The sequence below is a fragment of the Aureimonas sp. AU20 genome (assembly GCF_001442755.1).
In the GTDB taxonomy this organism is placed as follows: domain Bacteria; phylum Pseudomonadota; class Alphaproteobacteria; order Rhizobiales; family Rhizobiaceae; genus Aureimonas.
Map to the genome: position 1 here is coordinate 1,185,744 of NZ_CP006367.1, position 12,208 is coordinate 1,197,951.

The following is a 12,208-nucleotide window of genomic DNA, read 5'->3' on the forward strand; positions in this document are numbered from 1 at the left end:
CCCAGCAGGATGGGAGGCGCCTGATGTCGATCCGCGTTGTCGTCTGGAACGAGTATCTGCACGAAAAGGAGAATGCGGTCGTCCGCGAGATCTACCCGGACGGGCTGCACAACGCGATCGCAGGGGGGCTTCGCGAGGAGGAGGGGTTCGAGGTCTCCACGGCGACGCTGGAAGAGCCCGAGCATGGCCTGTCGAAGGCGCGGCTGGACGAGACCGACGTTCTCGTCTGGTGGGGCCACAAGGCGCATGCGAAAGTCGAGGATGCCGTGGTCGAGCGCGTCGCGCAGCGCATCCACGAAGGCATGGGGCTTATCGTCCTCCATTCCGGCCATTTCTCGAAGATCTTCAAGCGGCTGATGGGCACGCCCTGTTCCTTGCGCTGGCGCGAGGCGGGCGAGCGCGAGCGGCTCTGGGTCATCAATCCCAGCCACCCCATCACGCAAGGCATCGACAAGGCGATCGAGCTTCCGAATTCGGAGATGTACGGCGAGCCCTTCCTGGTTCCCGAGCCGCTGGAAACGGTCTTCGTGTCCTGGTTCGAGGGCGGCGAGGTGTTCCGCTCGGGCCTCACCTACCAGCGCGGGGCGGGCCGCATCTTCTACTTCGAGCCAGGCCACGAGACCTATCCGATCTATCACGACCCGAACGTGCGCCGCGTTCTGCGCAACGCCGCGCGCTGGGCCTACAACCCCGCCAAGCCCTGGCGCGAGGTCGCCGAGGCGCCCAACGTGCCGATCGACCAGGCGCGCGAAAAGATCGAGCAGAAGGGCGGCTCGCTGCACAAGGCCGGCGAGGCGGGCTATCGATGAGCGAGGAGAAGCGCATCCTGATCCTCGGCACGGGCGGCATCGCTGCCCGCCATGCCGAGCATTTCTCCTCCATTCCCAACATGCGGGTCGTGGCCGCCGTCGACACCAATCTGGAGCGCGCCCGGCTCTTCGCGCTGGAGCATTCCATCCCGCAGACCTTCGCTTCGCTCGGCGAGGCCATCGCCTGGGGTGAGTTCGACGCGGCGGTGAACTCGACGCCGGACGGCGTCCACAAGGCGACGACGCTGCAGCTGATCGAGGCCGGCAAGCCGGTCTTCTGCGAGAAGCCGCTGGCGGTGAACTATCCCGACGCGCTGGCGATGACCGAGGCGGCGGAGGGCGCCGGCCTCGTCAACATGGTGAACCTCACCTATCGCAACGCCCATGCCATCCAGATGGCGCGGCGCATGGTGGACGACGGGCGCATCGGCACGATCCGCCATTTCGAGGCGAGCTATCTCCAGAGCTGGCTGACGGCCGGCCACTGGGGCGACTGGCGCACCGACGAGCGCTGGCTCTGGCGCCTGTCCTCCGCGCACGGCTCCAAGGGCGTGCTGGGCGACATCGGCATCCACATTCTCGACTTCGTGACCTTTGGCACGGGTCTCGAGTTCGCCGCCCTCCAGGCGCGGATGAAGACCTACGACAAGGCCGAGGGCGGCGCGATCGGCGCGTACAGGCTCGATGTGAACGACAGCGTCGCGATGACGGTGGAGATGCGAAACGGCGCGCTCGGCGTCGTCCACATGTCGCGCTATGCCACGGGCAATCTGAACGATCTCAACCTCGCGATCTATGGCGAGGAGGGGGCGCTGCGCATCTGGGCCAACCATCTGGAATCGCGCCTGGAAGTTTGCCTCGGCGCCGACCGCGAAACCCAGACCTGGGTCAAGGTGGACTGCCCCGTGACGCCGCGAAACGAGCACCGCTTCGCCCTGGCGCTGATGACCGGGGAGAACGGCCAGCCGAACTTCCGCCACGCTGCCGGCATCCAGAAGCTCTTGGACCTCTGCTTCGTCTCGGACGAAGAGGGGCGCATGCTGCCGGTCAACTGACGGCTGGGATATGAAAGCCGGCCCGACGGGGGAAATCCACGTACTGGGCCGGCTTTTACGGATGGCTCCGAGCGGCGCCTACGGGCAAAAGCCCTCAGACACCGTTTGACAGCCGGGTCGGTTGGTCAGTCAGCGCTTTTCCTTCCGTCCACACGGCGCGCCACGGCGCACAGGTGCATTGGAACTGCGCAAGCGCATCAGATGGCTCGCCTGTCCGCATAGACCGTTGTCGATCTTCACCGATGCCCGACCATCCTTCACGTTTGATGCCCCGCGAATGCGTGAGAAATCACGCGACGACCCTTCTAAACCGCGTCGTCAGACCGTCTCTTGGCCTCTGCGATCTCTGCGATCTCTGCGATCTCTGCGATCTCTGCGATCTCTGCGCACCAAGCCGGAATTCTTATTTTCGCCGCAGGATTTTCCTTGGTTTCGCCGCACTCTCCGCGGCGATGCAGTACAATCACGCCGACCGTGACGGCGTAAGATTATATGATCGGAATCAGCGGCTTGCCGCCGTTGCGAAGGCGCCTCGAAAGGAATTATCAACCGGGAAGCGCGATAGTGCGCTTGCCGACCTTCCCGTCCCGAATACGCGCCCGCAAGGGCAAACGATCGACCGATCGCGATGCCGGCTATCCCTGTTTTTGCAAAGTCGCATCCATGCAGACCGGCATCCTCTTGGCCTTCCTGGCCTATCTCTCCTATTCCTGCTCGGACGCTGCCGGCAAACTGCTGGGTTCGTCGCTTCCGACCTTCGAGATCGGCTTCTTCGTATCGCTGATCGCGCTGGGGCCGGCGCTCCTGTCGAAGCGGCCGGGCGAGACCTGGCGCTCGATCGTGCGTCCGCACCGCCCCTGGCTGGTGCTCGCGCGCATGACCACAGGCACGGTGGGCGGCATGTCGGCCATCTACGCCTTCACGCATCTGCCGATGGCGCAGGCCTATTCGCTGATCTTCCTGCTGCCGGTCTTCGTCGCGATCCTCTCCATGGTGCTCCTGAGGGAGTCGGTCGGCCCGGGCCGCTGGCTGGCGCTGCTGGGCGGACTCGCCGGCGTCATGCTGGTGGTGCGCCCCGGTTTCAACGCCTTGACGCTGGGACATCTGGCGGCGATCGTCTGCGCCTTTTCCGGCGCGCTCAGCGCCATTCTCCTGCGCTCGCTCGGGCAGACGGAAAAGCGGCTGACGCTGGTCGGCGGCGTGCTTATGGCCGCGACGCTGACCAACGGCCTCCTGATGATCCCGCATTTCGTCATGCCCTCCACCGCGCATTGGCCGATCCTCGTGGTGGGCGGTCTGTGCGCGGGCATCGGCAACATCGCCATGGTGGTGGCCGCCCGCCTCGCGCCCGCCAGCCGTCTCGCGCCGACGCAGTATAGCCAGATCGTCTGGGCAGCCCTGCTTGGCGCCCTCCTGTTCGGCGAGTTCCCCGATCCGCTGGCCGTCGCCGGCATGGCGCTGGTCGGCTTCTGCGGCATGATGACGCTGGGCGGTGGCGAGGATCGCCGTACGGCACCCGCCTTGCCCAAGCCCGCTGCCCGGGCGCTGTGAGCGAAGCGATCCCCCATCGGAGCTTCGAAGCCTGAAACTCCCAGAGAACCCGCCCTCGTGGCGGGTTTTTTGTTGCATGCAGCAAGTTGGCCCGCATTTGGCGAACAAGGCTGCGTTCTTATTTTTGACGAATCGGGCGGAAACGTGCATAGAGTGTTTCGACTTCATCGGAACATCCGGCATGATCATGCTTTCTCTCACGCCCGAGCGGCAGACCCTCATTCGCGATCGTTTGGCGCGGGACGGGCGCGTTCTCGCCTCCGACCTCGCGCGCGAATTCGGCGTGTCGGAGGACACGATCCGGCGGGACCTGCGCGAACTCGCTTCGTCGGGACTGTGCCGCCGCGTCTATGGCGGCGCCCTGCCGCCGGCGCCCGGACTGGTCTCGCTCAGCCGGCGGCGGGAGGAGTCGAGCGATCGCAAGCGGACCCTGGCGCAGGCCCTGGCTGAGCGCATAGGCGAGATGATGCCCGCCAACGCCACGCTCTTCATCGACGCCGGCTCGACCAATATCCTGGTGGCCGAAGCGCTGCGGGACGATTTGCCCCTGACTGTCGTCACCCATGCGCCCGCCATTGCCTGCGCGCTCGACGGCAAGCCCCTGATCGATGTCGTGCTTCTCGGCGGACGCGTGAACCGGCATGCCGGTGCCTGCCTCGGCGCGCGCAGCCAGGGCGAGGCCGAGACCATGCGTCCGGATCTTCTCGTGCTCGGTATTTGCGGTGTCGATGCCGAAATCGGCATTACCGCGCAGGACTATGACGACGCCGCCTTCAAGCGCGCCATCGCGGCGCGGGCCGGCGCGGTGGTGGCTGCGGTGGTGAACGAGAAGCTCGCCAGCGTCGCGCCTTTTCCCGTGCTCGACACGGGCCAGCTCGACACATTGGTTATCGAACATGACGCGCCGGAGGCCGCGCTTGGCCCGATGGAGGCTGCGGGCCTTCGTCTCCTGCGCGCCCGTCCGCCCCTGGCCGAGCGCGGCCCCGCGGCCAAATCCGCCCGCAAGGCCTCCTGAGTTAAGTCTGATCGCCGTTCAACCCGGCCCCGCCCAAGCCGGCCCCTGTTCAAGCCCAAGGAAACAGCCCGTGTCCCCCTCTCTTTCCCGCCGCGCGTCCGCCTGGCCGGCGCGCCGGATCGCGGTCTCGCTCGCCTTCCTCGTCAACGGCTTCATTCTCGGCAATTGGACGCCGCAGATCCCGCTTCTGGCGGATCGCCTGTCGCTCAGCGAAGGGCGCCTCGGACTTCTCATCCTCGTCTTCGGCGTCGGCGCAGTGGCCGCCATGCCGCTGGTCGGCGCGGCGACGGCCCGCCTTGGCTCACGCGTGCCGACGCTCGCGCTCCAGGCGCTGCTCGCCTTCGCCTTGCCGCTTCTGGTTCTGGCGCCGACACCGTGGACGGCGGCGGCCGCCATTCTCTTCTTCGGCATGACGATGGGCGGCATGGACGTGGCCATGAACGCCAATGCGGTCGCCACCGAGCGCACCTTGCCCTCGGCCATGATGTCCTCCTGCCACGGGTTCTGGTCGATCGGCGGCGTGCTCGGCGCGACGCTGGGCGGCCCGTTGATCGTGGCGCTCGGCTCACTGGGTCAGGCCACGATGGTTTGCCTCGTCATGCTCGCCGCGCTCTGGCCAATTGGCCGCTTCATGATGGACGACCGCGAAAGCCCGGCCGAGACCGAGGCCAAGGCCGCCTCCGCGCAAGGCGGCGGGGCGTCGGCCACCGTGCCCAAAGGATCGGGCAGGCTGATCGCGGTGGCGCTCGGCGTCTGCGCGCTGTTTTCGATGGTGCCGGAAGGCGCGGCGATCGACTGGAGCGCCATTTATCTCCGGCGGGATCTGGGCGCGGACACCACGACCTCCGGCCTCGCCTTCGCCGCCTTCTCGGCCACGATGGCGCTGTTCCGCTTCCTGGGGGATGTGATCCGCGATCGGCTCGGTGCGGTGCGGACCATCCGCCTGTCGCTCGGCTTCGCCATGGCGGGTCTGGTGCTGGTGAGCCTTGCCAACGGCTTGGCGCTGGCGCTCTTGGGCTTTGCGATCCTAGGGATCGGCTTGTCCAACCTCGTGCCTATCGCCTTTTCGGCGGCCGGCAATCTGGAGGGGATGAAGCCCGGCATCGCGATCTCGATCGCGACCTCGATCGGCTATAGCGGCATTCTCATCGCGCCATCGGCGATCGGCTTCTTCGCCGAGCATTTCGGCTTCTCGCCGGTGTTCCTCGGCCTTTGCGTCTGTCTTCTCGTGGTCTTCGCACTGTCGGGCCTGATGCACGGGGCCGACCGGCGGCAGGTCGCCCCGGTGGCCGAGGCGCGGGAAAAGGTGGCCGCCTGAGCGGCCACCTCTTTGGGGTGGGTCAGATTCGTCCGAGCAGGACGAGGATCAGAACCACCACGAGAAGGAAGCCGAGAAGGCCGCTTGGGCCGTAGCCCCAACCGCGCGAGTAGCCCCAGCCGGGAAAGGCGCCGATCAGGAGGAGGATCAGGACGATCAGGAGAATGGTGCCGATGGACATGGGGAACTCCACTTGGAACAATCGTGCCAGTGAAACTCACGTGCCCGTGTCCGGGTTCCACATTCCCGACACAATTTGCCGCAGGAACCTTTTTGTTCGGTGTCGGGCTCGCCGAGCGATCCCTTAGACCAGGATCGTCACCCAAATCATCACCGCGAAGGTGAAGACCACGCCGACCAGAAGCGCCGGTCGATAGGACCACCCGCGCGACCAGGGCCAGATCGGCAGGAAGCCGAGCAGCAGGAGAAGGCAGAACAGGCTCAGGGCGGCGCCGATGGGCATGGGCTTTCCTCTAGGAGGGGCAGGGGCGGGCCGCCCGCGAGACCTCGAACGGCGACCCGAAATGAATCGGACCGGGAGGAGGTGACAGGCCTCGGCCGCCGCCGCAAGCGGGGCGGGGTGGTCACGATGCGCCTCGCGTCATGCTCGCGACACGAAGTCTCTTCATTTGACACGCGCGCGAGGCGATATAGACGGGAAACGCGTTCGCGGCTCGCCGGAGCGCCACCGCCCTTTTCGCTGGGAAGCCGACCTCATGACCTCAGCCACGCCGCTCGAACCCGTTCTCGCCGATCCGTTGCCCCGTCGCCGGACGGTGGGCGTCGATGTCGGCGGCGTTCTCGTCGGCGGCGCGGCGCCGGTCGTGGTGCAGTCCATGACCAACACCGACACGGCTGATATCGACGCCACCGTGGCGCAGGTGGCGCAGCTGTCGCGCGCCGGCTCCGAGATCGTGCGCATTACCGTGGACCGGCCGGAATCCGCCGCCGCCGTGCCGCGCATTCGCGAGCGGCTGGATCGGCTCGGCCTTTCCGTGCCGCTGGTCGGCGACTTTCACTATATCGGCCACAAGCTGCTCGCCGACTATCCCGACTGCGCCGCCGCGCTCGCCAAGTACCGCATCAATCCCGGCAATGTCGGCTTCAAGGACAAGAAGGACCGGCAGTTCATTGAGATTGTCGAGATGGCGATCCGGCACGACAAGCCCGTGCGCATCGGCGTCAACTGGGGCTCGCTCGACCAGGAGCTGCTGACGCGGCTTATGGACCAGAACTCGGCGCTATCCGAGCCACGCCCGGCCCGGGCCGTGATGCGCGAGGCGATCATCCAGTCGGCGCTTCTGTCCGCCGCGCTGGCGGAGGAGACGGGCCTTGCGCGCGAGCGCATCATCCTTTCGGCCAAGGTCTCCAACGTGCAGGACCTCATCGCCGTTTATCGTGACCTGTCGCGCCGCACCGACCATGCGATCCATCTCGGCCTGACGGAAGCGGGCATGGGCTCCAAGGGCATCGTCGCCTCCTCGGCCGCCATGGGCATTCTCCTGCAGGAGGGCATCGGCGACACGATCCGCGTTTCGCTGACGCCCGAGCCCGGCGGCGACCGCACCAAGGAGGTGCAGGTCGCGCAGGAACTCCTCCAGACCATGGGCTTCCGGCAGTTCATCCCGATCGTCGCGGCCTGCCCGGGTTGCGGGCGCACGACCTCCACGCTCTTCCAGGAACTGGCCGAGACGATCCAGAACGACATTCGCCGCAACATGCCGGTTTGGCGCGAGCGCTATCCCGGCGTCGAGGCGCTGTCGGTCGCCGTCATGGGCTGCATCGTCAACGGGCCGGGCGAGTCCAAGCACGCCGATATCGGCATCTCGCTGCCCGGCACGGCCGAGGTGCCCTCCGCCCCGGTCTATATGGACGGGGTGAAGGTTGCGACGCTGCGCGGCGCCGGCATCGCACAGGAGTTCCATGAGATGGTTCTCGCCTATATCGAGCGCCGCTTCGGGGGCGGGCGCGCCGCCGCCGAATGACGCGACACCTCCTGCGCTCCGCCCTGGTCGGGGCCGCGCTCGTCGTGGCCGGGCCGTCACTTGCCCTGGCCGAGGACAAGACGGGCGAGAAGAACAATCCGCGCGTGGCGGAAATCTGCGACCTCATCGCCGAGAATGCCGGTGCGGTCGGCATGGAGCCGGCCTTCTTTGCGCGGCTGATCTGGAAGGAGTCGCGCTTCGACGAATCCGCCCTTTCGCCGGTCGGCGCGCAGGGCATCGCCCAGTTCATGCCCTACACCGCCAGGGAGCGAGGCCTGACGGACCCGTTCGACAAGCGCGAGGCGCTGCGCCATTCCGCCCGCTACCTGCGGGACCTGCGCGCCGAACTCGGCTCGTGGGGCTTGGCGGCGGCGGCCTATAATGGCGGCATCAATCGCGTCAAACGCTGGATGCAGAGCGGCGGGCGGCTTCCCTACGAGACCGAGGACTATGTCCTTTCCATCACCGCGCAGCCCGCCGCCTTCTTCCGCGAGGAAAAGCGCGAGGCGGAGGTGGCGCCGCTGGTGAAGGATCTCGACTTCGCGCTCGGCTGCCGCCGCCTGCCCATCCTGCCGACGCGAACCGTCTTCGCGGCGGCCGAAAGCGCGCCCATGCGCCCCTGGGGCGCGCAGGTCGCCGGCCATCCCAACGAGGCGATCGCCGTTCGCCTTTATCGCAAGCTGCAGGACCGCTATCCCGGCGTGCTCGGCGGCGTGGAGCCCATCGTCATGCGCACCCGACCCCTGTCCGGCCCGCGCCGCATCACCGCGATCCGCATCGGCGCCAACACGCGGGGCGCGGCCGACGCGTTCTGCGCGAAATATCGCGGCGTCGGCGGCTCCTGCGTGGTCATGAAGAACCGCTGAGATGGCGACGCTCTTCTTCGTCACCCACCCGGAGGTCGTGGTCGATCCGCACACGCCGGTGGAGCGCTGGCACCTGTCCGAACGCGGCATCGCCCGGATGCGGCACTTCGCGGCTCGCGAGGAGCTGAAGGGGATCGGCGCCGTGTGGGCGAGCACGGAGACCAAGGCGATCGAGGCGGCGGGTCTTCTGGCGGCGCGCTTCGGCCTTGGCGTGCAGACCGAACGGGCGCTCGGCGAGAACGATCGCAGCGCCACCGGCTTCCTGCCGCCGCCCGAGTTCGAAGCGGTGGCTGACGCGTTCTTCGCCGCGCCCGAGCAGAGCGTGCGCGGCTGGGAGCGGGCGGTGGACGCGCAAAGCCGCATTGCCCGCGCCGTGCGCACTATTGCGGAGCGGCACGAGGGCGGCGATCTCGCGATCGTCGCCCATGGCGCGGTCGGCGCGCTGCTTCTCTCAGCGCTCGCCGGCCGCCCGATCTCGCGCCGCGAGGACCAGCCCTTCCAAGGCCATGTCTGGCGCGCGTCCTTGCCGGACCTCGCCCTGTTGCAGGGCTGGGAGCCGATCGCGCCGAGGGATTGAAGCGGAGCTTTACTCCAGAAACTCCCTTGCGGCGCGAAGGAAGACCCGCGCGCCGATGGCAATGAGCTCGTCGGGAAAATCGTAGTCGGGATTGTGCAAGCGCGGATGGTCCGTGCCGGCGCCGAGAAAGAGCATGGCCGAGGGCGACAGGTCCGCGAAGCGGCCGAAATCCTCCGACGGATACATCGGCGTGCCCGGCGCATGCGCGATCCCTGCCGCGTCGAGCGCGCGGCGCAGCAGCGCGACCGCCTCGGGGTGGTTTTCGCAATGGCGGAACACATCGTCATAGGCGAGCGCGTATCGCAGGCCGGCAGCCTCCGCCTCGGCGGCGACCAGCGCTTCGGCCTCTCGAACCAGCGCGTCCATCGCTTCGTTGCGCAGCGTTCGCAGCGTCGCCCAGATTTCGGCCTCGCCCGGCGCGATGCCGAAGGCGGGCTCGCCCAGCCTCGCATGGGTGACGGTGACGAGGCGGAAGCGCTCGTCCAGCGCGCCGCCGGGTCCGAGCGCTGCGAGCGCCGGCATGAGCCGGGCGAGCGCCGGCATGGGCGAGAGGCCGTCCTGCGGCATGGAAGCATGGGCCGTCTTGCCGGACAGCGTGATCCGCAAGCCGCGCGAGGCGCAGTTGACCGGCCCTTCGCGCAGCGCGACCTCACCGAGCGACAGGCCCGGCCAATTGTGCAGGGACAGCGCCATGTCGGGCGCGATGGCGGAGAAGGCGGGATCGGCGATCACCGCCGCCGCGCCGGCGCCGGTCTCCTCCGCCGGCTGAAACAGGAGGACGACCCGACCGCGCGCCGGCCTCCGCCGGCTCAGCTCGGCCGCAACCAGCGTCAGAATCGCCGAATGGCCGTCATGGCCGCACAGATGCCCCTTGCCCGGCACGCGCGAGCGATGCGGCACGTCGCTGATTTCCTGAATCGGCAGGGCGTCCAGCTCGCAGCGAAGCAGCAGGCTCCGCCCCGGCGCCGCGCCCTCGAACACCGCTGCCACGCCATGGCCGCCGAGGCCGCGCAGCAGCTGGTCGGGCCGAAAGGCGGCGAGCCGCGCGGCGACGGCCTCGGCGGTCTCCGCCTCTTCGCCCGAGACTTCGGGCGCCTGATGAAGCCGGCGACGAAAGGCGATCGCATTGCTCACATGCCGTTCGTCGAGTTCCATGACGCTTCTTCCTTTGCCTTTCGCGAGTCCCGAGCGATGGGCTCTTCTAACGCCGATCCGCCACGATGCCCTGCGACAGACGCCATTCCTTCAGAAGCTGCGCTCTTCGCCTGGGGCTGCGCTCGTCCAGAAGCTCGGCGGAGGCGATCCGGTCGGTGCGGAAATGGCGGAAGTCGCCGCGCATCTCGCACCAGCCGAGAAGAATGCGCGCGCCCTCGAAAAAGGCGAGCGCGAAAGGCCAGATCACGCGATCCGACGCGCTGCCCGCCGCGTCCTGGTAGGCAAGGCGCAGCTTGCGCTCGCGCCGGATCGCGAGGCGCAGCAGCGCGGGGTCGATGGAATCGGCAAGGCGCGTCTTGCCGGGGCCGACCATGAGGCTGGACGCGTCGAGTTCGGCGCGAAGCTCGGGCGGCAAAACGGCGGCGATGCGCGACAGGGCCGAGAGGGCGGCATCCCGCAGGGCGGGGTCGGCCTGACCCGCCACCCAGCGCGAGCCGAGCGCCAGGGCCTCCAGCTCTTCCGGGCGAAACATCAGGGGTGGCAGGTGGAAGCCCGGCCGCAGGACATAGCCGACACCGGCCTCGCCCTCGACCTCGGCACCCAGCGCCTGAAGGCTGGCGATATCGCGGTAAAGCGTGCGCAGGCTGACGCCCAGCGTCTCGGCGAGCGCATGTCCGCTCACCGGCTGGCGATGCCGGCGCAGAAGGGCGAGAAGATCCAGAAGCCGTTCGGAGCGCGACATCGCGGCGGTCTGCCTGAGAATGGGAGCAGCGTTTGGAACCGGGGACGATGCCTGCGGGCGGAGGATGGGCGGGGAAATTCGTTCGGTCGCAAGGAGCGAACGAAAGACCCGGCCAGCCGACCCGGCAGGTTTCGTTTGTGGTTCTCAATGATCGCGGAAGGCGACGAAGCGGGCGATCTGCTTCAGCGTATCGGCCCGCTCGCCATAGGGCGCGAGCAGCGCCTCGGCCTCGCCGACGAGCTGGGCCAGTTCGCCCCGCGTCCAGTCCTGGCCGCGCAGCGCCGGCAAGGTCTTCTTGCCGCGCGCCTGATCCTTGCCGGTGGCCTTGCCGAGCGTCGCGGCGTCGGCGGTCTCGTCCAGCAGATCGTCGGCGAGCTGGAAGGCGAGGCCGACGATCTCGCCGTAGCGGCGCAGCGCGGCGCGATCGGCTTGCTTGGCACCGGCTAGAATCGCGCCCGATTCCGCCGCGAAGGCGATCAGCGCGCCGGTCTTCATCGCCTGCATCCGCGCGATCTCGGCTTCGCCGAGCGTTTCCGTTTCGGCGGCGAGGTCCAGCGCCTGTCCGCCAGCCATGCCCGCCGCGCCCGCCTCGCGCGACAGGAGCGCGACGAGCTTGAGCCTTGCCGCCGGCTCGATCGTCTCCGCCTCGGCCACCAGCCCGAAGGCCAGTGTCAACAGCGCGTCGCCGGCGAGAATCGCCGTTGCCTCGTCGAAGGCGCGGTGGACGGTGGGCCGGCCCCGGCGCAGGTCGTCGTCGTCCATGGCCGGCAGGTCGTCATGCACCAGCGAGTAGCAATGGATGCATTCCAACGCCGCGCCGACCGGGGACGCCAGGTCCGCTGAGGCGCCGAACAGGGCGGCCGAGGCCTCCACCAGAAGAGGGCGCAGCCGCTTGCCGCCGCCCAGCGCACCATGGCGCATGGCCTGGAGGAGCCGGTTCGGGGCGCCGTCGAGAAGCGCCGTGTCGCCCGCCAGCGCCGCTTCCAAGGCGGCCTCCATGCGCGCGGCGGCGTCCTTGAGCGAGGTTTCGAAGGCGTGCCGCGCGGCGATGTCCGTCATGGGGGCTCCAGGGCCGGGGGTGCGAATGGGTGGTGTCTCTGTGCCAATCGGCGCGCGCTGCCGCAAGTCGTGTTCG

At 68.3% G+C, this 12,208-nt stretch carries 13 protein-coding genes; 8 read left to right on the forward strand and 5 right to left on the reverse strand.

The window, feature by feature from the left end; all coding sequences use genetic code 11:
- Positions 1-23 precede the first annotated feature (23 nt).
- From M673_RS05365 to M673_RS05385, 5 genes are all read left to right on the forward strand, one after another.
- Positions 24-809, forward strand: a complete 786-nt coding sequence (locus M673_RS05365; RefSeq protein WP_061974239.1) for a ThuA domain-containing protein — start codon at positions 24-26, stop codon at positions 807-809.
- Positions 806-1,864 carry a Gfo/Idh/MocA family protein gene (locus M673_RS05370; protein ID WP_061974240.1) on the forward strand — a complete coding sequence of 353 codons (1,059 nt, stop codon included), beginning with the start codon at positions 806-808 and terminating at the stop codon, positions 1,862-1,864. Before M673_RS05365 ends, M673_RS05370 begins: the two co-directional genes overlap by 4 nt.
- A 663-nt stretch (positions 1,865-2,527) precedes the next feature.
- Positions 2,528-3,415, forward strand: a complete 888-nt coding sequence (locus tag M673_RS05375) for a DMT family transporter (protein ID WP_061974242.1) — start codon at positions 2,528-2,530, stop codon at positions 3,413-3,415.
- Between the two features lie 181 nt (positions 3,416-3,596).
- Positions 3,597-4,430 (forward strand): DeoR/GlpR family DNA-binding transcription regulator, encoded by an 834-nt coding sequence (locus M673_RS05380; protein WP_061974244.1) that lies wholly within the window; start codon positions 3,597-3,599, stop codon positions 4,428-4,430.
- Positions 4,431-4,500: 70 nt separating this feature from the next.
- Complete coding sequence (locus M673_RS05385; RefSeq protein ID WP_061974246.1) at positions 4,501-5,748, forward strand: MFS transporter; 1,248 nt, start codon at positions 4,501-4,503, stop codon at positions 5,746-5,748.
- Positions 5,749-5,770: 22 nt separating this feature from the next.
- On the opposite strand, the gene M673_RS23555 is transcribed toward M673_RS05385, so the two are convergent.
- Together M673_RS23555 and M673_RS23560 are read right to left on the reverse strand one after the other, a co-directional pair.
- The gene (locus tag M673_RS23555; RefSeq protein ID WP_082639184.1) at positions 5,771-5,929 is read right to left on the reverse strand and encodes a DUF3309 family protein; all 159 of its coding nucleotides are present in this window, start codon (positions 5,927-5,929) and stop codon (positions 5,771-5,773) included.
- A gap of 123 nt (positions 5,930-6,052) precedes the next feature.
- Positions 6,053-6,211: a DUF3309 family protein gene (locus M673_RS23560; protein ID WP_082639185.1), complete on the reverse strand. Its 159-nt coding sequence runs from the start codon at positions 6,209-6,211 to the stop codon at positions 6,053-6,055.
- Positions 6,212-6,464: 253 nt separating this feature from the next.
- On the opposite strand from M673_RS23560, the gene ispG reads away from it, so the two are divergent.
- Genes ispG through M673_RS05400 form a run of 3 tightly spaced genes read left to right on the forward strand, consistent with a single transcriptional unit; the run spans position 6,465 to position 9,176 of the window.
- Positions 6,465-7,733, forward strand: coding sequence for a flavodoxin-dependent (E)-4-hydroxy-3-methylbut-2-enyl-diphosphate synthase (gene ispG / locus M673_RS05390; protein WP_061974248.1), 1,269 nt, complete (start codon positions 6,465-6,467; stop codon positions 7,731-7,733).
- Entirely contained in the window at positions 7,730-8,599 is an 870-nt protein-coding gene (locus M673_RS05395; RefSeq protein WP_061974251.1) for a lytic transglycosylase domain-containing protein, read from the forward strand. Before ispG ends, M673_RS05395 begins: the two co-directional genes overlap by 4 nt.
- Before the next feature lies 1 nt (position 8,600).
- On the forward strand, positions 8,601-9,176 hold the full coding sequence (locus tag M673_RS05400) for a histidine phosphatase family protein (protein WP_061974253.1): 576 nt from the start codon (positions 8,601-8,603) through the stop codon (positions 9,174-9,176).
- 9 nt (positions 9,177-9,185) lie between these two features.
- On the opposite strand, the gene M673_RS05405 is transcribed toward M673_RS05400, so the two are convergent.
- The 3 genes from M673_RS05405 to M673_RS05415 all read right to left on the reverse strand — a co-directional run bounded on the left by M673_RS05405 (position 9,186) and on the right by M673_RS05415 (position 12,132).
- On the reverse strand, positions 9,186-10,331 hold the full coding sequence (locus M673_RS05405; RefSeq protein ID WP_061974255.1) for an amidohydrolase: 1,146 nt from the start codon (positions 10,329-10,331) through the stop codon (positions 9,186-9,188).
- 46 nt (positions 10,332-10,377) lie between these two features.
- A complete protein-coding gene (locus tag M673_RS05410; protein WP_061974257.1) occupies positions 10,378-11,073 on the reverse strand; it encodes a helix-turn-helix transcriptional regulator in 696 nt (231 codons plus the stop codon).
- A 144-nt stretch (positions 11,074-11,217) separates the two neighbouring features.
- A complete protein-coding gene (locus M673_RS05415; RefSeq protein WP_061974259.1) occupies positions 11,218-12,132 on the reverse strand; it encodes a polyprenyl synthetase family protein in 915 nt (304 codons plus the stop codon).
- Positions 12,133-12,208 lie beyond the last annotated feature (76 nt).